Annotated in this window: 25 protein-coding genes, 1 tRNA gene and 3 pseudogenes; 17 read left to right on the top strand and 12 right to left on the bottom strand. The window is 61.2% G+C overall.

Going from position 1 to position 25,681, the window contains the following annotated elements:
- The first annotated feature begins 124 nt into the window (after positions 1 to 124).
- Positions 125 to 502 carry a DUF427 domain-containing protein gene (locus tag AWB75_RS05875; protein ID WP_061123143.1) on the top strand — a complete coding sequence of 126 codons (378 nt, stop codon included), beginning with the start codon at positions 125 to 127 and terminating at the stop codon, positions 500 to 502.
- 3 nt (positions 503 to 505) lie between these two features.
- On the opposite strand, the pseudogene AWB75_RS05870 reads toward AWB75_RS05875, so the two are convergent.
- Positions 506 to 1,397 (bottom strand): annotated as a pseudogene (locus tag AWB75_RS05870) (LysR family transcriptional regulator ArgP).
- 93 nt (positions 1,398 to 1,490) lie between these two features.
- Here AWB75_RS05870 and AWB75_RS05865 point away from each other — a divergent pair.
- Positions 1,491 to 2,618 carry an aminotransferase class I/II-fold pyridoxal phosphate-dependent enzyme gene (locus AWB75_RS05865; RefSeq protein ID WP_061123142.1) on the top strand — a complete coding sequence of 376 codons (1,128 nt, stop codon included), beginning with the start codon at positions 1,491 to 1,493 and terminating at the stop codon, positions 2,616 to 2,618.
- On the opposite strand, the gene msrA is transcribed toward AWB75_RS05865, so the two are convergent.
- From msrA to msrB, 3 genes are read right to left on the bottom strand one after another with little or no spacing between them, the layout of a single operon-like run.
- Complete coding sequence (msrA, locus tag AWB75_RS05860; RefSeq protein WP_061123141.1) at positions 2,582 to 3,295, bottom strand: peptide-methionine (S)-S-oxide reductase MsrA; 714 nt, start codon at positions 3,293 to 3,295, stop codon at positions 2,582 to 2,584. The genes AWB75_RS05865 and msrA overlap by 37 nt on opposite strands.
- Before the next feature lie 15 nt (positions 3,296 to 3,310).
- Complete coding sequence (locus tag AWB75_RS05855; RefSeq protein WP_061123140.1) at positions 3,311 to 5,122, bottom strand: cytochrome c biogenesis protein DipZ; 1,812 nt, start codon at positions 5,120 to 5,122, stop codon at positions 3,311 to 3,313.
- A gap of 40 nt (positions 5,123 to 5,162) precedes the next feature.
- Positions 5,163 to 5,678, bottom strand: a complete 516-nt coding sequence (gene msrB / locus AWB75_RS05850) for a peptide-methionine (R)-S-oxide reductase MsrB (RefSeq protein WP_061123312.1) — start codon at positions 5,676 to 5,678, stop codon at positions 5,163 to 5,165.
- 184 nt (positions 5,679 to 5,862) lie between these two features.
- Between msrB and AWB75_RS05845 the strand changes: the two genes are divergently transcribed.
- The 5 genes from AWB75_RS05845 to AWB75_RS05825 all read left to right on the top strand — a co-directional run bounded on the left by AWB75_RS05845 (position 5,863) and on the right by AWB75_RS05825 (position 10,671).
- Positions 5,863 to 6,594 carry a response regulator transcription factor gene (locus tag AWB75_RS05845; protein WP_061123139.1) on the top strand — a complete coding sequence of 244 codons (732 nt, stop codon included), beginning with the start codon at positions 5,863 to 5,865 and terminating at the stop codon, positions 6,592 to 6,594.
- Complete coding sequence (locus AWB75_RS05840) at positions 6,591 to 8,114, top strand: sensor histidine kinase (RefSeq protein ID WP_061123138.1); 1,524 nt, start codon at positions 6,591 to 6,593, stop codon at positions 8,112 to 8,114. The genes AWB75_RS05845 and AWB75_RS05840 overlap by 4 nt, the downstream gene beginning before the upstream one ends.
- Positions 8,115 to 9,086: 972 nt before the next feature.
- Positions 9,087 to 9,482 (top strand): hypothetical protein, encoded by a 396-nt coding sequence (locus AWB75_RS05835; protein WP_061123311.1) that lies wholly within the window; start codon positions 9,087 to 9,089, stop codon positions 9,480 to 9,482.
- A 226-nt stretch (positions 9,483 to 9,708) separates the two neighbouring features.
- A complete protein-coding gene (locus AWB75_RS05830; protein ID WP_061123137.1) occupies positions 9,709 to 10,134 on the top strand; it encodes an organic hydroperoxide resistance protein in 426 nt (141 codons plus the stop codon).
- 135 nt (positions 10,135 to 10,269) lie between these two features.
- Complete coding sequence (locus AWB75_RS05825) at positions 10,270 to 10,671, top strand: VOC family protein (protein WP_061123136.1); 402 nt, start codon at positions 10,270 to 10,272, stop codon at positions 10,669 to 10,671.
- 69 nt (positions 10,672 to 10,740) lie between these two features.
- Here AWB75_RS05825 and AWB75_RS05820 read toward each other — a convergent pair whose 3' ends face one another.
- A complete protein-coding gene (locus AWB75_RS05820) occupies positions 10,741 to 11,250 on the bottom strand; it encodes an H-NS family nucleoid-associated regulatory protein (RefSeq protein WP_061123135.1) in 510 nt (169 codons plus the stop codon).
- 385 nt (positions 11,251 to 11,635) lie between these two features.
- Between AWB75_RS05820 and AWB75_RS05815 the strand changes: the two genes are divergently transcribed.
- Together AWB75_RS05815 and AWB75_RS05810 are read left to right on the top strand one after the other, a co-directional pair.
- Entirely contained in the window at positions 11,636 to 11,947 is a 312-nt protein-coding gene (locus tag AWB75_RS05815) for a DUF485 domain-containing protein (RefSeq protein ID WP_061123134.1), read from the top strand.
- Positions 11,944 to 12,596 (top strand): annotated as a pseudogene (locus tag AWB75_RS05810) (sodium:solute symporter family transporter). The gene AWB75_RS05815 and the pseudogene AWB75_RS05810 overlap by 4 nt, the downstream one beginning before the upstream one ends.
- A gap of 58 nt (positions 12,597 to 12,654) precedes the next feature.
- Here AWB75_RS05810 and uraH read toward each other — a convergent pair.
- The 3 genes from uraH to AWB75_RS05795 are packed head-to-tail and all read right to left on the bottom strand — an operon-like array spanning position 12,655 to position 14,898.
- Positions 12,655 to 12,993: a hydroxyisourate hydrolase gene (uraH, locus tag AWB75_RS05805; RefSeq protein ID WP_061123131.1), complete on the bottom strand. Its 339-nt coding sequence runs from the start codon at positions 12,991 to 12,993 to the stop codon at positions 12,655 to 12,657.
- 38 nt (positions 12,994 to 13,031) lie between these two features.
- Complete coding sequence (locus AWB75_RS05800; RefSeq protein WP_061123130.1) at positions 13,032 to 13,556, bottom strand: hydroxyisourate hydrolase; 525 nt, start codon at positions 13,554 to 13,556, stop codon at positions 13,032 to 13,034.
- 1 nt (position 13,557) lies between these two features.
- Entirely contained in the window at positions 13,558 to 14,898 is a 1,341-nt protein-coding gene (locus tag AWB75_RS05795; protein WP_061123129.1) for an MFS transporter, read from the bottom strand.
- A gap of 289 nt (positions 14,899 to 15,187) precedes the next feature.
- Between AWB75_RS05795 and AWB75_RS05790 the strand changes: the two genes are divergently transcribed.
- Together AWB75_RS05790 and uraD are read left to right on the top strand one after the other, a co-directional pair.
- Positions 15,188 to 16,135 carry a LysR family transcriptional regulator gene (locus tag AWB75_RS05790; protein ID WP_061123128.1) on the top strand — a complete coding sequence of 316 codons (948 nt, stop codon included), beginning with the start codon at positions 15,188 to 15,190 and terminating at the stop codon, positions 16,133 to 16,135.
- 128 nt (positions 16,136 to 16,263) lie between these two features.
- Positions 16,264 to 16,788: a 2-oxo-4-hydroxy-4-carboxy-5-ureidoimidazoline decarboxylase gene (gene uraD, locus AWB75_RS05785; protein ID WP_061123127.1), complete on the top strand. Its 525-nt coding sequence runs from the start codon at positions 16,264 to 16,266 to the stop codon at positions 16,786 to 16,788.
- A 129-nt stretch (positions 16,789 to 16,917) separates the two neighbouring features.
- Here the strand turns inward: uraD and hpaC are convergent, their stop codons facing one another.
- Complete coding sequence (hpaC, locus tag AWB75_RS05780; RefSeq protein WP_061123126.1) at positions 16,918 to 17,454, bottom strand: 4-hydroxyphenylacetate 3-monooxygenase, reductase component; 537 nt, start codon at positions 17,452 to 17,454, stop codon at positions 16,918 to 16,920.
- Between the two features lie 228 nt (positions 17,455 to 17,682).
- Here hpaC and AWB75_RS38380 point away from each other — a divergent pair.
- A pseudogene (locus AWB75_RS38380) lies at positions 17,683 to 17,820 on the top strand (DNA-binding response regulator); the annotation flags it as partial.
- Between the two features lie 134 nt (positions 17,821 to 17,954).
- Here the strand turns inward: AWB75_RS38380 and AWB75_RS05770 are convergent.
- Positions 17,955 to 18,440 (bottom strand): nucleoside deaminase, encoded by a 486-nt coding sequence (locus tag AWB75_RS05770; protein ID WP_061123124.1) that lies wholly within the window; start codon positions 18,438 to 18,440, stop codon positions 17,955 to 17,957.
- Positions 18,441 to 18,463: 23 nt separating this feature from the next.
- The gene (locus AWB75_RS05765) at positions 18,464 to 19,372 is read right to left on the bottom strand and encodes a LysR family transcriptional regulator (protein WP_061123123.1); all 909 of its coding nucleotides are present in this window, start codon (positions 19,370 to 19,372) and stop codon (positions 18,464 to 18,466) included.
- Positions 19,373 to 19,485: 113 nt separating this feature from the next.
- Here AWB75_RS05765 and AWB75_RS05760 point away from each other — a divergent pair, with 113 nt between their 5' ends.
- From AWB75_RS05760 to AWB75_RS05745, 4 genes are all read left to right on the top strand, one after another.
- On the top strand, positions 19,486 to 20,364 hold the full coding sequence (locus AWB75_RS05760; RefSeq protein WP_061123122.1) for an NAD(P)-dependent oxidoreductase: 879 nt from the start codon (positions 19,486 to 19,488) through the stop codon (positions 20,362 to 20,364).
- A gap of 6 nt (positions 20,365 to 20,370) precedes the next feature.
- Positions 20,371 to 21,882, top strand: a complete 1,512-nt coding sequence (locus AWB75_RS05755; protein WP_061123121.1) for an aldehyde dehydrogenase family protein — start codon at positions 20,371 to 20,373, stop codon at positions 21,880 to 21,882.
- 88 nt (positions 21,883 to 21,970) lie between these two features.
- Complete coding sequence (locus tag AWB75_RS05750) at positions 21,971 to 23,311, top strand: DUF3100 domain-containing protein (RefSeq protein WP_061123120.1); 1,341 nt, start codon at positions 21,971 to 21,973, stop codon at positions 23,309 to 23,311.
- A 133-nt stretch (positions 23,312 to 23,444) separates the two neighbouring features.
- The gene (locus tag AWB75_RS05745) at positions 23,445 to 23,612 is read left to right on the top strand and encodes a hypothetical protein (protein ID WP_407642125.1); all 168 of its coding nucleotides are present in this window, start codon (positions 23,445 to 23,447) and stop codon (positions 23,610 to 23,612) included.
- Between the two features lie 86 nt (positions 23,613 to 23,698).
- On the opposite strand, the gene AWB75_RS05740 is transcribed toward AWB75_RS05745, so the two are convergent.
- Positions 23,699 to 23,775, bottom strand: a tRNA-Val gene (locus AWB75_RS05740).
- A gap of 566 nt (positions 23,776 to 24,341) precedes the next feature.
- Here AWB75_RS05740 and AWB75_RS05735 point away from each other — a divergent pair.
- Positions 24,342 to 25,319 (top strand): GlxA family transcriptional regulator, encoded by a 978-nt coding sequence (locus tag AWB75_RS05735; RefSeq protein WP_087086493.1) that lies wholly within the window; start codon positions 24,342 to 24,344, stop codon positions 25,317 to 25,319.
- Positions 25,320 to 25,681: the final 362 nt, after the last annotated feature.

Genomic DNA, 25,681 nt, shown 5'->3' with positions numbered 1-25,681 from the left:
CGGCGCTCTCGTTTGCGCAAACCGATTCGTCGCTCACGCGCGGTCAGGAGACTGCGCGTTTGGCGCAACGACGCTACCATCGGTCCTTCCGCTTGCTTTGCGTGCCTAACGCAGGAAGAAACTCATGGACAAAGCCGTCAAGATTCCCGGTCCCGACCATCCAATCACGATCGAGCGCACTCCGCTGCGCGTGATCGTGAAAGCGGGCGGCCATGTGATCGCTGATACGACCGAGGCGCTTTCATTGCGCGAGGCCTCGTATCCCGAGGTGCTTTACGTGCCGCGCAAGGACGTGGACATGTCGCAACTGGAGCGCACGTCGCACACTACGTATTGCCCTTACAAGGGCGAATGCAGCTACTACAGCATTCCTTCAGGTGGACAAAAGGCTGCCAACGCGGTGTGGACGTATGAATCTCCGTACGATGCTGTCGCCGAGATCAAGGAGCATCTCGCGTTCTATCGCGATCGCGTGGATTCGTTCGAAACGCGCGACGCGTAGCGTTTAGTCGAGAAACGATTTGGCGCGATGCTTCAGCATCGCGCTGAGTTCGTCGAGCCAGCCGAGCGCGAGACGCCAGCTCTGCCAGTAGAGATCAACGTCGAAACGCGAGCCGGGCAGCACTTCCACGAGCTCGCCGCTTTCGAGCTGCCGCGCGACGAGCCGTTGCGGGCACATGCCCCACGCCAGCCCGGACGTGCACGCGCGAACGAAGCCTGCGCCATGCGGCACGACATGCGCGGGCGGTTCGATATCCACGCGGCACACGCGCTTTGCGAAGCGCTTCTGCAATTCGTCCTTCTCGTTGAAATTCACACATGGCGCGCCGCAGGGCGTCGCGTGTCAGGCCGTCCGCGAAATGACGCTCGAAGTACCCGGGTGAGCACACCGCGCGATAGCGCATACGTCCGAGTTTCACCGAGCGCCAGCCGGAAACCGGCTCGGCTTGCGTAGTGATCGCGCCTTGAACGTCGCCTTCGCGAATGCGCTGCGCGGTGTGATCCTGATCATCCACGACGAGATCGAGCATCAGTTCGCGTTCGATGCAAAATTTCGCGGCGGCGTCGATGAACCAGGTGCTCATGCTGTCGTCGTTCACGGCGATGCGCAATTTCGCGCGCCGCTCGCTCGGCGTGCCGGGCAATGAAGGCATGCGTCCGCCGAGTTCCGCTTCGAGCAATTGCACGCGTTCGGTGTGACGGCACAGGAGCGCGCCCGATGCGGTCGCCTCGCACGGCTGGCCGCGCTTGACGAGCAGGCTGCCCACCCGCTCTTCGAGCAGCTTTACGCGTTGCGATACGGCGGAGCGCGTGACGTTGAGATCGCGCGCGGCGCGTTCGAAGGAACCGGTGCGAACCACGGCGAGCAGCGCATCGAGGAGGGCGTAATCGAGCATTAGCGTTGCTTAATCGAAATTAGAAAGATTAGCTGGTTGCATGTCGGGGGAACATGCAGACTGAGGCTTTCTTCGACCGCGATCAAGCGCTCCATGCAGCCGACTCCCTTCAAGCTCGAACGTTACTTCGCGCGGCACGAATTCACCGCGCGCCATCTGCTGTGCAGTTCCGATCCCGAATCGATGTCGATAGGCGAATTGCTCGCCCTCGAGCCGAACGCGCTCGACGGACTGCGCGAGACCTGGCTCGGCTATACCGAGTATCCCGGCGCGCCGGCGCTGCGGCGCGAGTTGGCGTCGCTGTACGCGAACATCGAGGCGGATGACATCATCGTGCACACGGGCGCGCAGGAAGCCATCTATTCCTTCATGAACACGATGCTCGCGCCGGGCGATCACGTCATCGTGCATATGCCCGGCTATCAGTCGCACTATTCGGTGGCGGAGGCGATGGGCGCGAAGGTGTCGCCCTGGAAGGCGCGCGAGGACGCGGGCTGGGCGCTCGATCCCGATGAGCTGGAAGCGCTCGTCACGCCCGCCACGCGCGCACTCGTGATCTGCGCGCCGCACAATCCGACCGGCTATCTGCCTTCGCGCGAAGTGTTCGACGCGATCGTCGCGTTCGCGCGCAGGCATGGGCTATGGCTTTTCAGCGACGAAGTGTATCGCGGGCTCGAGCACGATCGGGCCGATCGCCTGCCCGCCGCCTGCGATGTCTACGAACGTGCCATCTCTCTCGGCGCTTTATCGAAGACGCACGGACTCGCCGGTCTGCGCCTCGGCTGGATCGCGTCGAAAAGCGCGCATGTGATCGAGCGCATGAGCACGTTCAAGGACTATCTCACCATCAGCAACAGCGCCCCGAGCGAATATCTTTCGACCATCGCCGTACGTCACACCGATGCGCTCATCGAACGCAATGTGTCGATCGTGCGCGCCAATCTGCTGCGGCTCGACGATTTCTTCGCGCGTCACGCGGATCGCTTCACATGGCGTCGTCCGCGTGCGGGCACGATCGGCTTCGTGCGGCTCACGCAGGGGCACGCCGAGGAGTTCTGCGCGAAACTGATCGAACGAACGGGCGTGTTGCTGCTGCCTTCGACGTTGATCGATCATGGCGACGCGCATGTTCGACTCGGCTTCGGCAGGCGCAACATGCCCGATGTGCTCGCGATCCTCGACGCCTATTTGGACGCGACCGTCACGAGCACCGCATCCTGACGGTAAGCATCGGGAAACATCTGCTTGAGGTTGGCCACCTTGGGCAGATCGTTGATCGCGATATACGGGCTTTCCGGATGCTCGGTCAGATAGTTCTGGTGATAGCCTTCCGCCGGATAGAAGCCCTTGTAATCCTCGACCTTCGTGACGATCTTGCCGCCATAGACGTGCGCCTTGTCGAGTTGCGCGATATACGCGTTGACGATCTCGCGTTGCGCAGCGTTCGTCGGAAACACGGCGGAGCGGTATTGCGTGCCGTGGTCAGGGCCCTGATAGTTCAGTTGCGTCGGATTGTGCGCCACCGAAAAGAAAACCTGCAAGAGCTTGCCGTAGGTGACCTGCGCCGGGTCATAGCTGATGCGGACCGACTCCGCGTGACCGGTGTCGCCTTCGCTGACGCGATCGTATTGCGCGGTGTTCGCCGCGCCGCCCGCATAGCCCGACATCACTTCCTTCACGCCGCGCACGTGCTGAAACACGCCTTGCACGCCCCAGAAGCAGCCGCCCGCGAATACGGCGGTTTCCGTGTGCACGGCGCCCGCGGATTCATCGCGCGCGGGCGGCGGAATCTTGACCGCCTCCTCACTCGAATGCGCGGCGCGTTGCAATGCGAACGCGCCCGCGAACAGCACGGCTACGCTCGCGGCCTTGAAAGTCCTGCTGGTGATCTTCGACATGTCTGCTCCTCAGGCTCAACCGAACGTGAATGCGTAGGCTTCGACGCCAGGATCGAGAAATTCGATCGTGAAAGTGCGATCCGCGACGGGCCCCGTTTGCCGCACGAGCTGATAGAGGCGTTGCCCGGTCACGGTACCACTTCCATCGGCGTTCACGTCGCTGCCATGCGAAGCGCCCGGCGCGGCGCCATCGACACTCACGCGAAAACGCACGGGCTTGCCATCCTTCGACGGCCCGAGCACGAGATGCAGATCGCGTGCATGAAAGCGATACACGATGCGGCCCGAGGCGCCTTCGAGCGTCGCGTGCTCCGCGCCGACTTTCCATGCGCCCGCAAGCCCCCAGTCGTTGACGTCGAGCGATTTCGGCGCGGCATAGTCGTGAAGGCGATCGGGCGTCGCGCCGCCAGGCGACATGAACTGCTCCGCGCGCTGATAACCGATGTATGTTTCCGGTGAACGCATGTCCGCATTATCGGCCTGCATCATCGCGCCCTGGCTGATAGCCTTGTCGTCATGCGCGGTCATTGCGGTGGCGGGCGCGACGCCATGACCCGCTTCGGCGAGCAGTTCCTGAATCACGTGTTCCGAGTGCGCGTAGTCGCCTTCACCGAAATGGTGATAACGGATATTGCCTTGTGCATCGATGAAGTAATGCGCGGGCCAATACTGATTGTTCAGTGCACGCCATATCGCAAAGTTATTGTCGATCGCGACGGGATAGTCGATGCCGAGATCGTGGACCGCCTGCTTCACGTTATCGACGTTGCGCTCGAATGCAAACTCCGGCGCATGCACGCCTATCACCACGAGCCCCTGATCGCGATACTTCTGCGCCCAGCTCTTCAGATACGGCAACGTGCGCAGGCAGTTGATGCACGAATACGTCCACACGTCGACGAGCACGACCTTGCCGCGCAACGCTTCCTTGGTGAGCGGCGGCGAGTTGATCCACTGCACCGCGCCATCGAGCGGGGGCAACGCGCCTTCTACCGGAAGCGTCGCGTCTTTCGGCGGTTCCGTGCTGGCGCGCATCATCGCGGGGGCATCGTCGTGCGCTTGCTTTTGCGCGTTGGCGGACATCATCATCGCGCCGTTGTTTCGATTCGAAAGCTTGTCGACGAGATGTTGCTCGATGCCCGAGGTCGCGACCGTCGATACGCGGGCGAGCACGCTGGTATCGAGCCCGAGCGCGATCGCGGCGACGCCCGCGAGCATTGCCGCACCGATGCCGCGCCGCACCCATTCGCCGGCGCCCAGCGAGCGTTTCATCGCAGTGAAGACGCGTCCGCCGATGAGCAACGCGATCGCAAGCGACGTCGCCGCGCCGGCCGCATAGGCGATCAACAACAACGTCGTGCCGACGCTCGCGCCATTGAGCGCCGCGCCCGTCAGCACGAGGCCGAGGATCGGGCCCGCGCACGGCGCCCATAGAAGCCCCGTTGCGATGCCGAGCACGAACGATCCGCCCATGCCCGGATTGCCGTCGCCGCGTTGCGCGAACGCGGTTAGACGATTGCCCGCGCTGACGAGCGGTTGCATGACGCGATCGGCGAGCTTCGGCAACAGCAATGTGAGGCCGAACACCGCGAGCAATACGCTGGCCGCCCAGCGGCCGTATTGATTGGCCTGCGTGACCCAGCCGCCGCCGACAGCGGCGAGCGTCGCGACTGCGGCGAAGGTCAGGCCCATGCCCGCGAGCAGCGGCAGACCGCTCTTCACGAACGGCTGATCCGCGCGTGCAAAGACGAAAGGAAGCACTGGCAGGATGCACGGACTGAGAATCGTCAGCGCGCCGCCGAGATAGGCAAGGACGATGAGCAACATGATGATGTCGTGTCGAGGTTAGTGGGAATGCGTGCGCGATTCAGGCCGCGCCCGGCGTGAAATTCATCGCGATGCCGTTCATGCAGTAGCGCAGGCCGGTGGGCTTCGGACCGTCGTCGAAAACATGGCCGAGATGACCGCCGCAACGCCGGCAATGCACTTCGGTGCGCTCAATGCCGAACGAACCATCGACGCGTGTGCCGACCGCATGATCGAGCGGCGCCCAGAAGCTCGGCCACCCCGTGTGACTATCGAACTTGGTACGCGACGAGAACACGGCGAGCTTGCAGCCCGCGCAACTGAACGTGCCCGCGCGATGCTCGTCGTTCAGCGGGCTGGTATAGGGCCGTTCGGTGCCTTCGCGGCGCAGCACGTCGAATTGCGCCGGATTCAGCAGGCGGCGCCACTCGTCATCGGTATGGACGATTTCGAAGCCTTCCTTCGATGGCGCTTGCGCCTGCGCACCGGCCGCCAGCGCGCGCAGGCGGCCGCCGAAAGCAAACGCGGCGGCTGCGGCGGCGGTGCCCGTCAGGAGAAAACGGCGGCGTGTTTGCATGATGCGATCCTCGTTGTCGAGTGGATTGAGCGCATCGTAGTCGCGCGCGCATCCCCGAGTCCTCACCGAAAGTTAAATTAAATGTGATACTTGGCGACGCGCTTTTCTGCACAATGACAAGGACGCGCTTTTTGTTCTTCGGACAGGGCGCGCATGATTCACCGTCCGTCGATGACATTCGCTCATGGATCATCCGAAACGCATTCTGATCGTCGAAGACGACGTTCATATCGCCGATGTGCTGAGTCTCAATCTGCGCGACGAGCGCTATGAAGTCGTGCACAGCGCCGACGGCGCCGAAGGATTGCGGCTGCTCGAACAAGGCGGCTGGGATGCGCTGATTCTCGACCTGATGCTCCCGGGCGTCGACGGCCTCGAAATCTGCCGCCGCGCGCGGGCGATGACGCGCTATACGCCGATCATCATCACGAGTGCGCGTTCCAGTGAGGTGCATCGCATACTCGGTCTCGAACTCGGCGCGGACGACTATCTCGCCAAGCCTTTCTCGGTGCTCGAACTCGTCGCGCGTGTCAAGGCGCTGCTGCGTCGCGTCGACGCCGTCGCGAAGGATTCACGGCTCGATGCCGGGCGCATCGAAGTAGCGGGCATCGCTATCGATCCGCTAGCGCGCGAAGCGTGGGTCGATGGCGCGCGCATCGAACTCACGCCGCGCGAATTCGATTTGCTGTATCACTTCGCGCGTCATCCCGGCAAGGTGTTCTCGCGCATGGATCTGCTCAACGCGGTTTGGGGTTATCGGCATGAAGGCTATGAGCATACGGTGAATACGCATATCAACCGCTTGCGCGCGAAAGTGGAGAGAGACGCCGCCGATCCGAAGCGCATTCTCACCGTATGGGGCCACGGTTATAAGCTCGCGGCACATGCGCCCGATGACAAGGACGCCGCGCCGTGAAGCTCACGCTGTCGCAACGGCTCTTCGCGGTGTTCTGCGTGCTGCTGCTCGCGTGCTGCGGCGCATCGGCATGGCTGCAGATTCGCGCGAGCGATCTGCGCGAGAAAGAGGTCATTCAAAGTCTTTCGCGTGGGCTCGCAGCGCATATCGCGCGTGATGGCGCACTCGCCGATGCAAAAGATATCGACGCCCCCGCCGTGCGCCGTCTCTTCAATCAGTTGATGGTGGTGAACCCGAGCGTCGAAGTCTATCTGCTCGACGACACGGGCCATATCCGCGCCGACGACGCGCCGCCGGGACATCTGAAACGTGATCGCGTCGATCTCGCGCCGGTGCGCAGATTTCTCGACGGCGATCCCTTGCCGATTCCCGGCGACGATCCGCGCAGCAACGACGCGCGCAAGGTCTTCAGCGCCGCGCCGCTCGCCGCGCCGGGCAAAGCGCCATTTGGCTATGTCTATGTCGTGCTGCTCGGCGAGGAGCACGACGTGCTCGCGGCGAAGGCATCGGCGAGCGCGGTATTGCGGACCACGCTCGCGTCGATGGGGCTCGTCACGCTGCTCGGCCTCGTCGCGGGCGTCGTCGCGTTCGGGCTCGTCACGCGGCCGCTGCGCCGCCTGACTGACGCGATGCGCAAGTTCGATGCACGCGGTGCGCCTGCCGAACCGCCGTTGTCATCGACGCTTCATATCGACAAAGCCGATGAGCGCGACGAGATCGTGGTGCTCGAAAGTGCCTTTGCGCAGATGGCGGAGCGCATCGGCGAGCAATGGCGTGAGCTTGGGCGGCAGGATCGCGAACGTCGCGAGATGGTGGCCAACATCTCGCACGATCTGCGCACGCCGCTTTCGTCGCTGCATGGTTACCTGGAGACGCTATCGCTCAAGTCGGACACGCTCGCCGACGCCGAGCGCCGGCGCTATTTGTCGATCGCGCTTGCGCAGAGCGCGAAGGTCGGCCATCTCGCGCAGTCGCTCTTCGAGCTCGCGAAGCTCGAACACGGCATGGTCGCGCCTGAATCTGAGCCGTTTTCGCTCACCGATCTGGTGCAGGACGTTTTCGAGAAATTCGAGTTGCCTGCGCAGTCGCGCGGCGTGCAGCTCGTTGCGGACATCGCGCCGCGTTTGCCGAACGTGATGGCTGACCTGGGCATGATCGAGCGCGTGCTGACGAACCTGCTCGACAACGCGATCCGTCATACGCCCGCGCAAGGCACGGTAAGCGTGACGCTCGCGCAGGCGGGCGAACCTGCCGAGAGCGTGACGGTCACGATCAGCGACACGGGATCGGGCATTCCGCCCGACATGCGCGACGCGCTCTTTCAGCGGCCGTTCGCATCGGGTGGCGTTCATCGCGGAGGCCTGGGCCTGCTCATCGTGCAACGCATGCTGCAATTACACGGCAGCCAGATTCGCCTGATCGATACGGCGGGTACGGGCACTGCATTCCGCTTCGATCTGCCCGCTGCCGTTACGCAGACGGGCAATGGCGCACCGCAAATACGCGGACCGCACGGATGAAAAAAAGCCCGGCAGACCTATGCCGGGCTGAATGGGATGATCATCGCCTGCGCCGTGCCGCGCTTTGCGAAAGCGCGTCGTGGCGTTGCCCGGTTTGACCATCCGCGTGGACGTTGGAACGAAAGCCGATTTGAAGCAGGGCGCAGTGAAACTGTACAGAGCCGCCGTGCTGCCTGCATCTCACGACACGTTTTAGTCTTTGATGCTTAAACCAATCTTAAAGCGCTGTGCCGCGCGCGAAACCTCGCGCTGGGCTATCGCGATGGGAAAGGGCTAATCGGCGCTCGGTTGGCGTCTTTACCATAATGCGTTAATCATTTGCTTGACGCGTTCTTTTCAAGGTTTCGCGAATTCGCATGAACCGTTCAGGTCAAGCTGCTGCGGGAAAATATGCCGAATGACAGCCGCGTGAAACCGTTCGAGGCTCCGCCGTGAGGAAACTTTCCTTGGTTTCCCGCGATATGTTTGCTAGCATGTAATCGAGTTGCATGCTGCCGCGAGAGTCCTCGGTCAAGAGGCGCGGCACCGTGGCGCCGGATCAACAAAGTACTTCGAGCCGAAAAGTAAGTGAAGCGCGTAACGCTCGCGCTTTGTTTTTGCTCGTCTGCCGCCGCGCTGGCAAGAATGCTATCCGACGCCCCGGGTCGCAGTCGCTTTGCAGAAAACCTGATAAGCATAATCCTCAACGCGTTTCGTGTGCATGGCTATTTGCGCTGTGTCGTTCAACGCAGGTAATAAAAAACATGTCGTTCTGTTGAAGCGTCTTTAGCCGAATCTTCGAAGTAATCTGATCGAACGTTGCCATTTTTGCAAAGCAAGTTATGGCATGACGCGCAAATCAATCCGCGCATTGGCTCGAGACGCGATATCTCTTGGCGTTGCAAGTGATTTCCAGAAATCGGTCACCGTCATCGTTTCCGAATGACGGTGGAATGTCGCGCGCATCCGTGCGCGTACCATGCGGGAGGGAACGTGGAAACGGAACTCAGTCAACGGCTTGCGAAGGCATTATGGCGTTGCGCATTGCACGGGCACGTGCTGGCTTATCAGCGTTTTCATGCGCTGTGCGACAAGACCGTGCCGCTGCCTCAGCGCTATGCGGCGCTCGAATCCGCGATCAACACACTGGGCGATGTGCGCAACATCGACTATGGCGTGCTCATGGCGCTGGACAGCGGCTTGCCCGGCGCGGAGTTTTTCCAGCGCTATCTGCGTTATCGACATGGCGAGTACGTGTTGCAGATGGGCGATCCGAAATATCATCGACAGACGCTCGCTGGCAAGCGCACGCTCGTCGCCCGAGAGCGCGATCGCGTGTACGCGCATGCGCGGATGGTGGAGGAGGAAAGGGCGGGACAGGCCGCGTGATCGAGGCGTCGGCCTCCGTTCGCTCGTTTTTGGAGGCCCGCCTTCGCGAGCACCAGTCGCACCTTGCGCGAGCTCCACGTCAGCGAGCTTGCCGCGTCTTGAGTATCCTTCGTTGTGGAACCCGACCCTTGCGGGACGGCGTCCCATCGGGAATCCATGTCAGCGGACTTCGAGCGACGCGCTCAAGCCACGAAGGCCGCTCAACACAACGCACAGGAGTCTGACGATGTCGATTGAAAAGGTTCTTTACCGTGCGCATGCTCATGTCACCGGCGGACGCGACGGCCGCGCGACCGTGCCCGAAAGCAACTTGGACCTGAGGCTGACGACGCCGAAAGAGTTGGGCGGCGGTGGAGGCGATGGCACGAATCCCGAGCAGCTCTTTGCTGCGGGCTATAGCGCATGCTTCATCGGCGCGATCAAGTTCGTCGCGGCGCGCGACAAGGTTACGCTGCCGAAAGATGTCGCCGTCGATGGCAGCGTGGGCATCGGTCAAATTCCGAATGGCTTCGGCATCGAAGTGGAATTGAAGATATCGCTGCCGGGCATGGATCGCAGCGAGGCGCAGGCATTGGTCGACAAGGCTCACATCGTGTGCCCGTATTCGAATGCGACGCGCAATAACATCGATGTCAAATTGACGCTCGCCTGAGCGTGCTCGACTGTTCGAACGTTCCGTGCATGGGCGCTCGAACGTCGCACTATATTGTCGCGAGGGGTAAGCGAATCGGGATCGCATGCCAACGGAGGCAAGAGATGCTTCCTATCCGACGGCCCGGAGGAAACGATGCTGACATCTGGAATCGATCACGTTGGTCTCACCGTGCGCAACCTCGAAGCGACGCGAGACTTCTTTGTTCAATGTCTCGAATGGAAGATTGTCGGTGAGCGGCCGGAGTATCCGGCCGTATTCGTATCGGACGGAAAGCTATTGGTTACGCTATGGCAGGCGACAGACGAATCAGCGCCAGTGGCGTTCGACAGGCGAAAGAATGTCGGGCTTCACCATCTCGCATTGCGCGCAGCGGATGAAGCCGCGCTCGCAACGATACTCGAGCGCGTATCGGCGTGGCCGGGTGTGAACGTGGAGTTTGCGCCAGAACTGTTAGGCGCCGGTCCCAAACGCCATATGATGATTTATGAGCCGGGCGGCATTCGGATCGAATTCGATTTCGATCCACGCGTTTAAGTCAGGCAATGCGTTCGTGATAAGGCCGGCGGAGTGACGAAAGCACCCCACCGGCCATGAATTTTCGCATCAGCCGATTAGAAATGGCGTGCGGTCTTCGATAGACGCGAGCCACGCAGGAGCACGGCCACGCCCGCTCCACGTTGCGCCAGATTGCGGATCGCGATAAAGCGCGGGTTGAGGACCACGCGGTTGTCCCGCTTTTTTGCGCTTGGTTGCGACGCCCGACTTGCTTTTAGTTTTCGTACCCGGCTCGCTTGCGCCAACCGCGAACTTGGTGCGGTCCTTTGCGTTGGCGATCCAGCCAGGCGCACGCCCGCGTCCGCTCCATGTCGCCCCGGTCTTGGGATCCTGATAAGCGACCGTGCTTTGTTTCGTGCTTTGTTTCTTTACCGAGCCCGGCCGTCCTGCCTTCTTGCGTGCGCCCGAATAACCTTCGATGTCCGAGATGCTCAATCCGTGACGCGACATCAATTCATGAATTTTTTGAAGCGCGCCTTCCGATTCCTTTGCAAGGAGCGCATCGGCTTTCGCCTGAAGTGCTTCGATACGTGCCTGAATACTTTCGAGCGTGGACATGACTAACCTCTAATTGATTGTTTTTGCACTATGCCATGCACATGCTCGATACGCTAGGGGCTAATCGTATAAATGAGTTGCAAATGAAAGGGCTAAGCGAATAAGCGGTTCGCCGACCGTATGAAAGTTTCGCCCTTGGAAAGACATCTCGGAATATCTTTAGAGGTCGTCAACGGCCTCTTATTCAAGCAGAGCGCAATCGAGCGGGCAATGCTCGAAGAACAGATGCGGGGCCGCCGGCGATTCACTATCAATGATGTTCCAGATCACCAATCATCATTCTACATGAGACATTCCGACGCCTATCGTTGTCTTCGACACCCAGCAAAGCGCGTCCGGGACCACCGGCGAATGCGCCATACATTCCGACACTGGAGACATCGTAATGCCCTCGACTGCTGGCCAGAATCTCTGGCTGACGCCCGCTTTCCGTCAACTGGTTTCGCGCAGACGCCGATTCATCGCCTGTCTGACGCTCGCCACGCTGGTGCCGTATTACGCCTTCGTGCTGATCGCTGGATTCGCACCCGACATTCTCGCGACACGCATCTTTGGCGCAAGCGTCATGACGGCCGGTTGGACCGTCGGCGTGTTGCTCATTGCGGGCACCTGGCTTCTCACCGGCATTTACATCTATCGCGCGAACGGCGAGTTCGATGCACTCACGAACGCAATCCTGAACGGAGGCGGCCAATGAATCCGAGCGCAATCTCGATGTTCCTCGCTTTCGTCATCGCCACGCTGGCGATCACCTGGTGGTCGGCCTCGAAGACGCGTTCCATGAAGGACTTCTATAACGCGGGAGGCTCGATCACCGGCTTTCAAAACGGACTCGCGCTCGCTGGCGATTACATGTCGGCCGCGGCGTTGTTCGGTCTCACGAGCATGATCTTCTTCAACCGTTATGACGGGATGATCTATGCGGTGAGTCTTTTCGTCGCCTGGCCATTGCTGATGCTTCTGTTCGCCGAGCGGATCAGAAATCTCGGGCAGGTCACCATCGCCGACATTGCTTCATCCGGCTCGATCAACAGAAAACGCGCGCGATGATGGCCTTTGGCTCGCTTACCGTCGTCTGCTTTTATCTCGTGGTGCAGATGGTCGGAGCAGGGCAATTGATTCGACTTCTGTTCGGACTGAGCTATAAACAGGCGATCGTGATCGTCGGTGCGTTGCCGATGATTCTCCACTGCCTTGATGAGCTCGCTCGTCGTGCCGGTAATGAGGGAAAGCTGTACTTGCGGATATGTCTTGTGATATCTGGCCGCAGCGGTCCTTTCGGCGTCGTTACGTCGAGCATGGCGCTGCGGCTCTCCTCCGATATGCCCCTTGATCATCGAGAATGATGAAGCAGTCGCGCTTTAATTCTGATTGATGATGCGGGGCATGTAGAGCAAACCGTATTCAGCTGCCGCGATAGGTTCCGAAGCTCCAGGGCGAACACAGCAAGGGCACGTGATAGTGCTGTGCCGCATCGGCGAGAGTGAAGCGCACCGGCACCACATCGGCGAAGACGTCGGGCGTCTTGAAGTAATCGGCGACCCAGAAGCGCAATTCGAAATCGCCCGCGCGCGCTTGCGCGGCCGGCAGGATCGGCGCATCCGTGCGTCCATCGCCATTCGTGCGCGTGCGTGCGATCAGCGTGGGTGGTTGAGTGCTGACGTCGAACAATTCGATCTGCATGCCGGCAGCGGGCTTGCCGAGCGCGACGTCGAGTACATGCGTGGTGATGCCTGCAGCCATGATGTGTCTCCTGATCTCGCCTGTCGTTTGACTTCTGCTCAACTGCCGCGGTAGTAGTTATAGCTCCACGGCCCGAACAACACCGGCAAGTGAATGCGTCGATTGACGTCGGTGATGCGAAAGCGCAGCGGTATCTTCGAAAGAAAGAGCGGCTGCGGCAGATTCGCCTTGCGCGCGGCGAAGTATTCGTCTGCGTGCAGCAACAGCTCATAAGTGCCCGCGCGATACGTATCGCCGATCAGAAGCGGCGGCTCGCTGCGGCCGCTCGCGGCAAGCGTGATGGTCCGCAGAAGCTTCGACTGGCCATCCTCGATGGCAAACAGGTCCACGCGCATGCCGGCCCCGGGCGTGCCGTGCCACGTGTCGAGCGCGTGCATCGTGAGACGCGGGCTCAGACCTTCCTGTTGCGTCGGGCCGGTCGTCTGATTGGGCGCGAGCGGCGTTGGCGCGTCGGCTGCGAGTGCGGCCTTCGCCATCAACATGCTGCCGCCCAGCGCCACCGATTGCAGCGCGAAGCGGCGGCGGCTCACATCGAAAGCAGGGAAATTGTCTTTGTCGCGCATGTCAGGCCCCTTGTTTGTTGCCGAGCTTGCGAATGCCGATGAGCACGAGCACCGCAGCAAGGACTTCGATCACGGCGACGAGATACAGGCCGGTCGTGACCTTGCCTGTCGCATTCTTGATGAGCCCCATCGCGTATGGCGCACCGAAACCCGCAAGATTGGACACGGAGTTGATGAGCGCCACGCCGACCGCCGCCGCGCTGCCCGCGAGATAGCGATTAGGCAATTGCCAGAACACCGGGATCGCGCTCATCGTGCCGACGAGGGACACCGTCATGGCGAGCAATGCAATCACCGGCGACAGCTTGTCGAAGCCCATCAGGATCGCGAGCGCCGCCATCGCTACGCCGCCCACGATCGCAGCGCCGCTGAAGTGCCAGCGCACTTCGTTGCTGCGGTCGGAATGCGCGCCGTTGATGATCATGCCGGCCGCGCCACAGAGATAAGCGACTGCCGCGATCCAGCCGACGGCCATCGGCGTGCTGATGCCCACATCCTTGATGACGGTCGGAATCCAGAAGGTCAGCGTCGAATTCGCACACAGCAGGCAGAAGAAGATGGCGATGAGCAGCCACACCTTGCGGTTGGTGAAGAGCGAGCGCCAGTCGTGACCGCGTTCGCCCATCGCTGCGTTATCGCGTTGCAGGGCGTCGAGCACGACGCGCTTTTCGGCATCGGACAGCCACCGCGCCTGCTCGGGCTTGTCGGTCATGTAGAACCACGCAAAGATGCCGGCCAGCACCGAAGGAATGCCTTCGAGAACGAAGAGCCATTGCCAGCCGTACATGCCGTGCACGCCGCTCATCGATGTCATGATCCAGCCGGCGAGCGGGCCGCCGAGCACGCCCGCAATCGCCGATGCCGACATGAACGTACCGAATGCACGTGCGCGCCGCTGCGACGGATACCAGTACGTGAGATAGAGAATCACGCCGGGATAGAAGCCCGCTTCGAATGCGCCCAGCAGAAACCGCAGGACATAGAACTGCGTGGGTGTCGTGACATGCGTTTGCAGCATGCAGATGATGCCCCAGCAGATCGTGATGCGCATGATCGTTTTTTTCGCGCCGATCTTCTGCAACAGCATGTTCGACGGCACTTCGAACAGGAAGTAGCCGATAAAGAAAATACCTGCGCCGAGGCCATACACCGCTTCGCTGAAATGCAGCGAGTCCAGCATTTGCAATTTGGCGAAGCCGATGTTCACGCGATCCAGCCACGCAAGCACCCACAACACGCCGAGAAACGGCAGCAAGCGCCACGAGACTTTGCGATAGACGCTCGCTTCGGCGCTTTCCGCCTCGCTTGCGAATACCGGCATCTCCTGTTTGATGAGCGACATGGTGTCTCCTTTCCTGTCGATTTGCGTCGCGCGGTGACGGCCGTGCGTCCGGTTGGAAGCAAGTATAGAAACGGCCGCCAATACGGGAACGGGGGACGGGCCAATAGGCCCCATAGCAACCCCTATATGGGTTGCAAAGCCTTATATGGCGCGGCTTCAGACGATCTTGCCGGGTGGCTTTCGGGACTTATGGATTACCCTAGCGCGGCTTCATTGGCGCGGTTATGGCGATTCCGGCTGTCAGAATAACGGGCGCGGCCACGCGAACTCATCAGACACTGAACTCATCATGACTCGCACCGACGATCCATTCGATACCTATCTGCTGCGCGTGTTATGCACGCTGATCGCCGAGCGCAGCGTGTCGCGCACGGCGATTCGTATGAACCAGTCGCAACCGGCGATCAGCTCGGCGCTGAAGCGGCTGCGCGCGATCTTCAATGATCCATTGCTCACGCGCGAAAAGAACGTGATGGTGCCCACCGAACGCGCGATTCAACTCGCGCAGAGCGCGCAGGCCGCATTGAGTGCGCTCGATAACCTGCTCGTATCGGACGATCATTTTGATCCGGCTACGACCGAGCAAAGCTTTACCGTGGGCATGCCCGACTATCTGGCGCCGCCTTTCTTCGCGCATGTGGTGCGCGAGTTCAGGCGCGCGGCGCCGCATGCCCGGATCGTCGCGCTGCCGCTCTCGGCATCGTTCAACTATGAGCAGGGGCTTTCGGAGGGCTCGCCGGATATCGTCATCGGCAACTGGCCCAATCCTCCGGAGCATTTGCATCTGTCCGTGCTGCTTGAGGACGAGGTGGTGTGTGTCGTCGCACGCGACAGCGTCTACGCGCAAGCGGGCAAGTTCGATGCAGAAGATTATCTGAGCGCATCGCATATCGTGCCGACGCCGTATTCGCGCGATCAGCGTGGCGTCGTCGATACCGGGCTCAGCACCATGCGCGTGCATCGCGACAATCGCGTGAGCTGCCCTTACTTCAATCTCGCGCCGAGCCTGATTCCGGGCACCGATCTTATCCTCACGACGGGCCGGCATTTCGCCAACTATCACGCGCAGCATCTGCCGCTCGCCGTGCTCGATCCGCCGATCGAATTTCCGTTCATGCGCTTTTATCAGCTATGGCATCCGTCGCGGCATCGTTCGGCCTCGCACGTGTGGCTGCGCGGCATGCTCATGGCGGCAGCGCTTGAGTTGCGCGCGCTGCGCGACATGCACCGCGCGTAGCGCTATCGCGTTCTGTTATGCGGTCAATAGGATCGGCTGTCTCGCCGCGCACCCGCTCGCTTCCTATACTCGGCACGAATCGCCATCGACGCCATGCGAATCCGGCGTGCCTTATAGGAGAGCAGTTCATGTCACAGTCGATCAACCTGGAGCCGGTCAACGCGCTCGATCGCGCGGCCTTCGTCGGCGCGTTTGCAAGCGTGTTCGAGCATTTTCCGCAAGCCGCGGAGGGCGCGTGGAGCGCGCGTCCGTTCGTGTCCGAAGCAGCACTGCATGACGCGATGATGGACGTCATCCGTCATCTCGACGCCGACGCCCAGCGCGCGTTCCTTAATCAACACCCGCTCTTGTCCGGTGCGAACATTCGTTCGGGAACGATGACGGCGGATTCGGATGCCGAACAGAAAAGCGCCGGACTCGACTCCATGCCGGTCGATCAGGAAGCCGCGCTCGATCGCCTCAATGCAAGTTATCTCGCGCGTCACGGATTTCCGTTCATCATCTGCGTGCGGCATTACACGCGCGAAGGTATTTTCAGCGCCTTGGAACGCCGCATCGGTCGCAGCACGCAGCAGGAGCTCGATGAGGCGCTGGCGCAGATTGCGGCGATCACGCGCGCGCGGCTGAAGGCGCGTCTTTGCACGCTGAATTGATCGACCGGCGCGAGCCCGTGTGCGATGCGTGACGGCGTTTTGATGCGTTCCTTTCAATCGCCTGTCTGCGCGTGGAGTATAGGAAGCGAGGTTCCTGTAATCAATTAACGCGGACATGGCGAGAAGACATCATTGTGCGGCGCACGCGCGCGGCACGCGATGAAAGTTGCGATCGAAATAGATCAGGCTATCGCCATCGTCGCGCACGCGGATCGTGTCGGTCTGAACGAACATCACCGAATGCGAGCCCACTTCCTTTGCCTCGACGATGATGCCTTCCAGACTCGCCAGCGCATCGCGCAAGACAGGCACGCCGTTCGCGCCTTCGTTCCAGCAGGGCAGCGAGAATCGTTCTTCCATCGACAATTGCGTGAGCCCGGCGAAATGCCGCGCGATCTGTTCCTGATGTCCCGGCAACACGTTCACGCACACTTTGCGATTGCCCGCAAAGGCGGCATGCATCGCGCTCGACCGGTTGATGCAGACGAGCAGCGTGGGCGGCGCATCGGTGACTGAGCACACCGCGCTCGCGGTAATGCCGCAGCGTCCGTGCGTACCCGCCGTCGTGATGACGTTCACCGCGGCGCCGAGATGGGACATGGCCTGGCGAAACTGCTTGCGCACCTGTTCGATATCGGCATATTCGGGGCGGGGCATCGCGGACATAACGGCGTCTCCTGTTCGTTTCGTTTTCAAGTCTGTGTATATCAAGTTGTGATTCGAGCGTACGCGCTGAACCGCACAAAACATATCGGCACGATCAGCCGACTTGCCCGGCCTCGTTACCGGGCGCACTAAAGCTTTTACCTATCGCGGCTAATTCGGGTAAAGAAACGACTTTCGCGGCTGATTTCGTCTGGTTATGATGGCCGCTTCGTAAGAACCGCTTTGGCAATGAACTCTCCCGCTCCCGTGGTTTATATCGTCGATGACGACAACGGCATGCGAACGTCGCTTGCATGGCTGCTCGATTCCGTCGGCGTGAAGTCGGAAGGGTTCGCGAATGCCGCGGAATTTCTACGTGCCTTCGATTCCGAATCTGCCGAATTCGAACAGCGACCGCCAGTTGTCCGTGACGCTCGGCATACGGCATAACCTTTAAATCATCCGAGGGCGTCTCACCCGGCCGGGAGATCTTCCCGCCGGGCTTTTGTGCCGATCTATCGCTAAGCGCTCGCCTTGCGATAGTGCGCCACATGCAATGCCTTCACGCGTTCGGCGAATTCTTCGACAGGCCCCTCGACAACCGTATCGTCGATAACTTCATGAATCGCCAGGGCACGCACGCGTCCCGGCTTTGCGCCGAGTTCGGCACGCCAGCGCGTGAACTGGTCCGTCGATGCCGCATACACGATGCGGCCCAGCCCGACCCACGCGTGCGCTGCCGAGCACATCGGACAATGTTCGCCGGACGTGTACACGACCGCGTCCTTGCGCTCAGCTTCAGGCACGTTCTCCGCCGCCCATTTCGCAATGGCGAATTCCGGATGCCGCGTGTGATCGCCGCCGCTCACGCGATTGCGGTCTTCGAAAAGCACGCGCCCATCTTTCGCAACGAGCATCGAGCCGAACGGTTCGTCGCCATCGTCGAGCGCTTCCTGCGCGAGCTCGATGCAGCGAATCAAATGCTTCTTGTCGGTATCGTCGATCATGCTGTGTCCTCTTGTTGACCGAATTAGCGAAATGCGCGCATCTGCGCCGTCATCAACTGAAGCATCTTGTTCGATGCGACCGATAACCTGCGTCCCGCGCGCGTCACGAGATGCGCTTCGGCATCCGCGAGAATCGGATGATTGATTTCGATCGCGAAGAGCTCGCCCGCTGCCATTTCGCTTGTCACGGCAAACGCGGGCAGCACCGTGATGCCGAGTCCCGATTTCACGAACTGCTTGAGTATGGCGATGGAGTTCGTCGTCACGACCGGATCGAGCCGCAGTTTCTCCGCATACTCGACTGCCTCCAACATCTGGCGCGTGCCGTATGAAGCGTGCGTCACCGCGAGCGGATATTGCGCGAGTTCCTGCACGCTCATCGACTTGCGTTCCTTAAGCGGAAAATTCGCGCCGACGATCGCCATCATCGGCTGACGCTTGATTGCGCGCGACACGAGCTTCGGCTCCTGCGGCGGGTTATACACGAGACCAATCTCGCCTTCATCCTCGGAGATCTTGCGAATCACGTCGTTGGTGCCGCCAAGATCGAGATTCACCTTGATGCCGGGATATTGCCGGCAGAATTGCTGCATGGGACCGGAAAGCAGATCCGACACGAAGCCTTCGCCGAGCACGATATTCACGCGCCCCGTGCGCAATCCGCGCAACTCCTGAAGACGCGAAAGCAGATCATCGCGATGCGCGAGCTGCTCGCGAAAGTATTCGATCACGCATTGCCCGGCCTCGGTCGGCTTCACGCCGCGCGCATGGCGTTCGACGAGCGCGGCATCGAGTTCCTTTTCCAGCAGGCCGATCTGCCGGCTCACCGCCGACGGCGCGACGTTGAGGTAATCGGCGGCCGCGCGGATCGTGCCGCAGCGCACGGACTCGAAGAAATAGACGATGCGGCTGTCGGTCAGATTGTCCGTCATGACGGGCGAGTGTTCTAGAAATTAGAACAATTCCAATATTGGCGTTGATTGATTGTACGGCTTCGTCGGCCGATTATGACAAGACCGCAAAACGCACGCGAGGAGCTGAACGGATGAAGACAGTAGGTGTGATCGGTCTGGGGAACATGGGACGCGGCATGGCGCGCTGCGCCAAACGGGGCGGCTTTCGCGTGCTCGGCTTCGACGCGGCGCCGGGTGTCGCCGAAACGCTGCAGGAAGACGGAATCGAAGCGCGCGCATCGATCGCGGCGATTGCGAGCGAGGTCGACGTGCTCGTTCTCTCGCTGCCGACATCCGCGATCGTCGAGGAAGTCGTGCTCGGGCAAGGCGGCGTGGTGTCGAGCGGCAAGCCCGGCCTGATCGTTGTCGATACCACGACCGCCGATCCGAACAGTACGAAGAAAGTGGCCGCCGCGCTCGCGAAGTGCGGCATCGGCTTTGTCGACGCGCCCGTGAGCGGCGGCCCGAAAGGCGCCGCAACGGCCACGATGACGATGGTGCTAGGCGGCTCGGAAAGCCATGTCGCGGCGGTCGAGCCGATCCTCGCCGCGATCAGCGCGAAGCGCGTGCATGTCGGACCGGTCGGCGCGGGGCACGTGACGAAAATCATCAACAACATGCTCACGGGTGTGCATCTGCTCGCCGCGAGCGAGGCCGTGCGCGCGGCTAAAGGCGCGGGCGTCGACCCGGAAAAGCTCGTCGAGGCGCTCAACGGCGGATCGGGCCGCAACAGCGCGACGCTCACCAACTATCCGACGTGGATCTTCAACGGCAAGTTCGACTCCGGCTTCACGATGAAGCTGATGCGCAAGGATGTGCGCCTCGCGATGGCGTTGCTCGACAGCGTGCACGAGAACGCGCCGGTCGCGCGGGAAGCAGGGCGCTTGTGGGCGGCGAGCGAGGCGAGCATCGGCGACGCGGAGGATTTCAATCGCATCGTGCAGTTCAATGAATCGACGCAACGGGACTAATCGAATATGGAATACGACGCAGCAGAACAGCTTCTCGCGGCCTTCGCGCATTTCTTTCCGGGCGCGAAGACCATCGGCTCGTATGTCGGTGGCGAACTGATCGAGGGCGCGGGCGATGGCATCCAGCTCCACGATGCCGCCACGGGCAAACCGAGTCTCGCGTACAAGGACGGCGGCGCGGCGGTCGTCGAGCAGGCAGCGGCGGCGGCGACGCGCGCGCAGAAGCAATGGTGGGCGCTCACGCATGCGGCGCGCGGCCGCGTGATGTTCGAGATCGCGCGCGAGATTCGTAAGGAAGCGGAGCAGATCGCGCGGCTCGAATCGCTCGGCTCGGGCAAGCCGATCCGCGATTGCCGCGGCGAAGTGGCAAAGGTCGCCGAGATGTTCGAGTATTACGGCGGCTGGGCCGACAAGTTTTATGGCGATGTCATTCCCGTGCCGACATCGCACCTGAACTACACGCGCCGCGAGCCCGCGGGCACCGTGCTGCAGATCACGCCGTGGAATGCGCCGGTCTTCACGTGCGGCTGGCAGGTCGCGCCCGCAATCTCGATGGGCAATGCCGTGCTGCTCAAGCCTTCGGAGCTGACGCCGTTCACGTCGCTCGTGATCGGCATGCTCGCCGAGCGCGGTGGCGCGCCGAAGGGTCTCATCAACGTGCTGGCGGGGCTGGGGCAGACGGTGGCGCAGTCGGCGATTGCGCACAAGGCGGTGAAGAAAGTCGTGTTCGTCGGCTCGCCGGCGACGGGCGCGCGCATCGCGGAAGCGGCAGCGAAGCGCGTGCTGCCGTGCGTGCTCGAACTGGGCGGTAAATCGGCCAACATCATCTTCGCCGACGCCGATCTCAAGCGCGCCGCATTGACCGCGCAAGCGGCGATTTTCGCGGGCGCGGGGCAAAGCTGCGTCGCGGGCTCGCGCCTGCTCGTGCAGCGTTCCGTCTACGACGAATTCGTCGCGATGGTCGCGGCGGGCGCGAAGAAGATTCGCGTCGGCGTGCCGCTCGACGATGCCACCGAAGTCGGCCCGATTAATAATCGCAGGCAATATGACCACGTGATTTCGATGATCGAAAAGGGCGTCGCCGCTGGCGCGACGCTCGCGGCGGGCACGGCCGAGCGTTCGGATGCGGGCTACTTTGTCCCGCCGACCGTGCTCGCGGGCGTCTCGAACGACATGGACGTCGCCCGCACGGAGATCTTCGGACCGGTGGTCGCTGCGATTCCGTTCGACACGGAAGAAGATGCCGTCGCGATCGCCAACGATACCGAGTTCGGTCTCGCGGGCGCCGTGTGGACCAACGATGTCGCGCGCTCGCATCGCGTCGCGAGCCAGGTGGACGCCGGCACGTTCTGGGTCAACGGCTACAAGACGATCAACGTGGCGTCGCCGTTCGGCGGCTACGGCTTGTCCGGCTATGGACGATCCAGCGGCGTCGAGGCGCTCTACGAGTACACGCAGACGAAGAGCGTGTGGATCGAGACGGCGAAGGACCCGGCAACCACGTTCGGTTATCTATGACTGGTCATGACCTATCTATGATCTGTTTATGACCAAAGCGCCCGCGCGTTGCTGCGTCATCGCGCGGGCATACGAGGGGGACGAGACAATGCAAAGCACGTTGAGCGCGGATCGCGCGGATGGAAGCGGACTGAGAACCGCGAAGCTCTTTTTTTATGCGGCGATCATTCTGTTGATCGCGGAGTTCATCGGCTCGTTCACGTTCAAGATCGGCCCGGGCAAAGTCGTTCTGCTGCCGATGATCTGGGCGCTTCTGCTCGGCGCCGCGCTCGGGCTGGTCTCCGAGCGCTGGAAGAGCCCCGCGCGGCTCGACGTGCGCAGCCAGTTCTATGCCGCGGCCATCCTTCAGCCAGCGCTTCTGCTGTTCGTCTCGAAGCTCGGGCTGATGGTCGGCAGCGCGTTGCCCAAGCTCGCCGCCGCGGGCTGGGCGCTCGCGTTCCAGGAACTCGGCCATTTCGTCGGTACGATTCTGCTCGGCTTGCCGCTCGCGCTTTTGCTCGGCATCAAGCGCGAAGCGATCGGTGCGACGTTTTCGGTCGGGCGCGAGCCGAGCCTTGCGATCATCGGCGAGAAATACGGCATGGATTCGGCGGAAGGGCGCGGCGTGCTCGCCGAATATCTGACCGGCACGGTGTTCGGCGCAGTGTTCATCGCTATTTTCGCGGGCTTCGTCGCTAGCTTGCATATCTTTCACCCGCTCGCGCTCGCGATGGGCTCGGGCGTCGGTTCGGGCAGCATGATGGCGGCGGCATCGGGCGCGATCGCGGCGCAGCAAGACCCGGAAACGGCGAAATCCGTGCTGACGTTCGCGGCGGCGAGCAATCTGATCACGACGACCATCGGCACGTATTTCACGCTGTTCATCTCCCTGCCGATGGCGGTGTGGGGTTATCGGCTGCTGGAGCCGCTGATCGGCCGCACGACGAAGGCGTCGAGCGCGCGGGAGGCGGATTCGTCGGCGCCGAAACTGGGCGATGTGAAGACCGAGGCGCCGCATCTCGGTTACGGCGGCAAGATGCTTGCATGGGGCGTGACGGCGGCGATGGCGCTCGTCGCCGACTGGATCACGCACGGCACGACGCCGCTGCAAGGTCTGCCCGGCATGGCGGTGATGGTGCTCGCGACGATCGTCGGCGATGCGCTCGCGCAGGCGACCGGGCGCAAGATTCCGGCGGTCTGCTGGGTGTCGATCGTGGCGATGTTCCTGACCTCGCCGTGGTGCCCGTGGGGCGCGCAGATCGCGACGCTGAGCGCGCAAAACGACTTCCTCGGCGTGACGACGCCGATGCTGACCTTCGCCGGGCTTTCAATTGCCAAGGACATTCCGGCGTTCCGGCGGCTCGGCTGGCGCATCGTGCTGGTGTCCTTCGTGGCGAACGCCGGGACGTTTCTGGGCGCGGCGCTGGTGGCGCAACTGTTCCACATCTGAGCGAGACGGCGGCAGTACGGCGGCGGGCAGTGCGGTATAAAATCGAGTTGTACTTGTCTCGCGCTCGAATGCGCCCGCCGCCATGGAAACTCCTTCGAGCAAAGAAGTCCCTGCTAAACGGATGTCGCCGCGCATGCTCAACGTGCTGACGGCGCTTATCGGGCTGGCCACGCTCGTGCTGGGCGTCGGCTGGCTGATCTACACGTGGATTGTCCACCTGGAAATCCCTTACTTCGCCATTCCGCTCGTGCTCACCGTGCCGGTGATCGTCGCTGTGGCGTTCCGAAATTGCTGGGACTGAGTCGACGCGCCGGTTGAAACCCGCGCGCGAATGAAAACGCACCGCGGCGATAGAAATCGCGGCGGTGCGTTTGAACATATATGCGTTGGTAGGCTCGATTGGACTCGAACCAACGACCCCCACCATGTCAAGGTGGTGCTCTAACCAGCTGAGCTACGAGCCTACAGAAGGCGCGAATTATAGGGGAAAGTTTCGCCCTGTGGGAGATTTTGGGTGAAATTTTTTTGACGTGGTGCTTGGGGCGTGTAGAGGTCTGGATTCGGATCCCTGTTTTTTCCCGAGTCGCTCCAGCCATTCTCCCGATTGAATACGGTTCCTCGGCCGAACCGCGAGAGGCAGCAACCCCTATCCTAGTTCTCAGCGAGAGATCCAAGAAATTAGTTCGCACTCCGTGGCTTTGGCGTGCCATTCGTCTCTGGGGCGATCACGCGTTATCTCAATCAATCGTGCGCCAAACTGGGATGGCTCTTAGCATAAGATCAAATCAACTGGCAGTCATCCATCCTCGGCAGCGCGTTCGCGTGCGTTATGCGAACGTGCGATTTATACAACGCCCGATCCGCATCGGGCGTTTTTTCATATGGATGTCTATTTAATCGATACTATCGACGCAATTTTTTCTAGCCTGTATTCTTACAGGTGGAAGCATGTGACGCGCTATCGAGGGTTGCTGGCGACTTGAGCATCCCACACCAACAATTAAGAAAGAATTGAATTGGAGGCTTCGTCATGTCAACTCCACCTTCTATCGAAAGTGTGACCGGCCCGTGCAACGACATTCGACTGATGCAGCACACAGGCACCGTCAAAGATGTCGGCATTGTTTTGTACGACGGATTTCCGCTGCTCGCTGCCGGCATGCTCGCAGAAGCACTTCACGTTGCCAATGAGTTGCAGTGCGAAGGTTCGAAGGGCGGATTGACTTATCGCGTGAATCTGATCTCGGCGCATGGCGGTACGGTTTCCTGTTCATCATCGATGTCGGTTTGGACCGAGCAGCCGGGAGCCCAGGCGTTCGACCGGCTCGACACACTGTTCGTTGCCGGCGGAAATGGCGTTGCACGGGCCTCGGCCGACGCGTCCTTCATCGACCTGCTGCGCAGGCTCTGTGCCAAGAGCGCCACCATCACGGCGATCGGCAACGGGAACGTGTTGTTGTCGGCCGCCGGCGTGCGGCAAACTAACTTGCTTCCGGCGAAAGGGGAGCCTTTCATCGGATCGCGACCGGCTCCCATTCCCGATCAGGCATTGATGAGCTCGCTCGCACTCCTGAAGAAGGACTTGGGTCGCGAAATGGCGGTGCGCGTGGCCGACCGCGTTGGCTCGGGCGCAGACATCGCCCTGGCCGCCGATTTCGAGGAGACGCAGACGGCGACGCTCGCGAAAAAGGTCAGTGCATCGGCGCGCTGGCTCCTGCAGAACTGCGCGAAACCGATATCCGTGGTCGATGCTGCGCGGATGTCTTCGATGAGCGAGCGTAATTTCGTGCGCCTTTTTAAGCGGGAAATCGGTGTCACGCCATCGAGGTATCTCCTTCGCGCGCGACTCGACCTGACATGCAAGCTGCTCGCGAGCAGTGAGCTTCCGGTGGACAAGATCGCTCGCAGCACCGGCCTAAGCAACGGAGAGCGGCTGTCCAAGCTGTTCCGCAAGGAGTTCTCGATGTCGCCCACCGAATTCCGGACACAGAGTCGACAGAACTATTGACGGACGCAAATGGCTCAATAGGGCGCAGCGAAGTATCGTGACTGAGATTCAAGATGATCAGCACTGCCGTTCTTTTTCAAGCTCGGGGGCGGAAGGGGTCGCGGTCAGAAGATATGCGAGCGCGTTACACGGACAAGTGCGTTGTTGATAATAAAGTTCATTTGCTGTCCTGAATGGTATTTATTCTTCTTCAGAGTCCGCAGAAACTTTTCTCACCTGACAAAAGGTATGCCAGACGGTAGAAAGAACCGTGCGTTACGCCACATATCCGCGTATCGACGGTACCGAACCCGTCGGTTTTGGACTAGGCTTTCGCTTGCGCACAGCAATAAAAAGTACGAAGTCCCCATTTCATTCGTTTA

It is taken from the genome of Caballeronia catudaia (assembly GCF_001544755.2).
Classification (GTDB): Bacteria; Pseudomonadota; Gammaproteobacteria; order Burkholderiales; family Burkholderiaceae; genus Caballeronia; species Caballeronia catudaia.
This window is presented reverse-complemented; position numbering and strand designations above follow the sequence as displayed.

Excerpts from the sequence above, each read along its gene's own strand:
- AWB75_RS05875 (WP_061123143.1), top strand. The coding sequence starts at position 125 with ATGGACAAAGCCGTCAAGATTCCCGGTCCCGACCATCCAATCACGATC.
- AWB75_RS05865 (WP_061123142.1), top strand. The coding sequence starts at position 1,491 with ATGCAGCCGACTCCCTTCAAGCTCGAACGTTACTTCGCGCGGCACGAA.
- msrA (WP_061123141.1), bottom strand. The coding sequence starts at position 3,295 with ATGTCGAAGATCACCAGCAGGACTTTCAAGGCCGCGAGCGTAGCCGTG.
- AWB75_RS05855 (WP_061123140.1), bottom strand. The coding sequence starts at position 5,122 with ATGTTGCTCATCGTCCTTGCCTATCTCGGCGGCGCGCTGACGATTCTC.
- msrB (WP_061123312.1), bottom strand. The coding sequence starts at position 5,678 with ATGCAAACACGCCGCCGTTTTCTCCTGACGGGCACCGCCGCCGCAGCC.
- AWB75_RS05845 (WP_061123139.1), top strand. The coding sequence starts at position 5,863 with ATGGATCATCCGAAACGCATTCTGATCGTCGAAGACGACGTTCATATC.
- AWB75_RS05830 (WP_061123137.1), top strand. The coding sequence starts at position 9,709 with ATGTCGATTGAAAAGGTTCTTTACCGTGCGCATGCTCATGTCACCGGC.
- AWB75_RS05825 (WP_061123136.1), top strand. The coding sequence starts at position 10,270 with ATGCTGACATCTGGAATCGATCACGTTGGTCTCACCGTGCGCAACCTC.
- AWB75_RS05820 (WP_061123135.1), bottom strand. The coding sequence starts at position 11,250 with ATGTCCACGCTCGAAAGTATTCAGGCACGTATCGAAGCACTTCAGGCG.
- AWB75_RS05815 (WP_061123134.1), top strand. The coding sequence starts at position 11,636 with ATGCCCTCGACTGCTGGCCAGAATCTCTGGCTGACGCCCGCTTTCCGT.
- uraH (WP_061123131.1), bottom strand. The coding sequence starts at position 12,993 with ATGGCTGCAGGCATCACCACGCATGTACTCGACGTCGCGCTCGGCAAG.
- AWB75_RS05800 (WP_061123130.1), bottom strand. The coding sequence starts at position 13,556 with ATGCGCGACAAAGACAATTTCCCTGCTTTCGATGTGAGCCGCCGCCGC.
- AWB75_RS05795 (WP_061123129.1), bottom strand. The coding sequence starts at position 14,898 with ATGTCGCTCATCAAACAGGAGATGCCGGTATTCGCAAGCGAGGCGGAA.
- AWB75_RS05790 (WP_061123128.1), top strand. The coding sequence starts at position 15,188 with ATGACTCGCACCGACGATCCATTCGATACCTATCTGCTGCGCGTGTTA.
- uraD (WP_061123127.1), top strand. The coding sequence starts at position 16,264 with ATGTCACAGTCGATCAACCTGGAGCCGGTCAACGCGCTCGATCGCGCG.
- hpaC (WP_061123126.1), bottom strand. The coding sequence starts at position 17,454 with ATGTCCGCGATGCCCCGCCCCGAATATGCCGATATCGAACAGGTGCGC.
- AWB75_RS05770 (WP_061123124.1), bottom strand. The coding sequence starts at position 18,440 with ATGATCGACGATACCGACAAGAAGCATTTGATTCGCTGCATCGAGCTC.
- AWB75_RS05765 (WP_061123123.1), bottom strand. The coding sequence starts at position 19,372 with ATGACGGACAATCTGACCGACAGCCGCATCGTCTATTTCTTCGAGTCC.
- AWB75_RS05760 (WP_061123122.1), top strand. The coding sequence starts at position 19,486 with ATGAAGACAGTAGGTGTGATCGGTCTGGGGAACATGGGACGCGGCATG.
- AWB75_RS05755 (WP_061123121.1), top strand. The coding sequence starts at position 20,371 with ATGGAATACGACGCAGCAGAACAGCTTCTCGCGGCCTTCGCGCATTTC.
- AWB75_RS05750 (WP_061123120.1), top strand. The coding sequence starts at position 21,971 with ATGCAAAGCACGTTGAGCGCGGATCGCGCGGATGGAAGCGGACTGAGA.
- AWB75_RS05745 (WP_407642125.1), top strand. The coding sequence starts at position 23,445 with ATGCTCAACGTGCTGACGGCGCTTATCGGGCTGGCCACGCTCGTGCTG.
- AWB75_RS05735 (WP_087086493.1), top strand. The coding sequence starts at position 24,342 with ATGTCAACTCCACCTTCTATCGAAAGTGTGACCGGCCCGTGCAACGAC.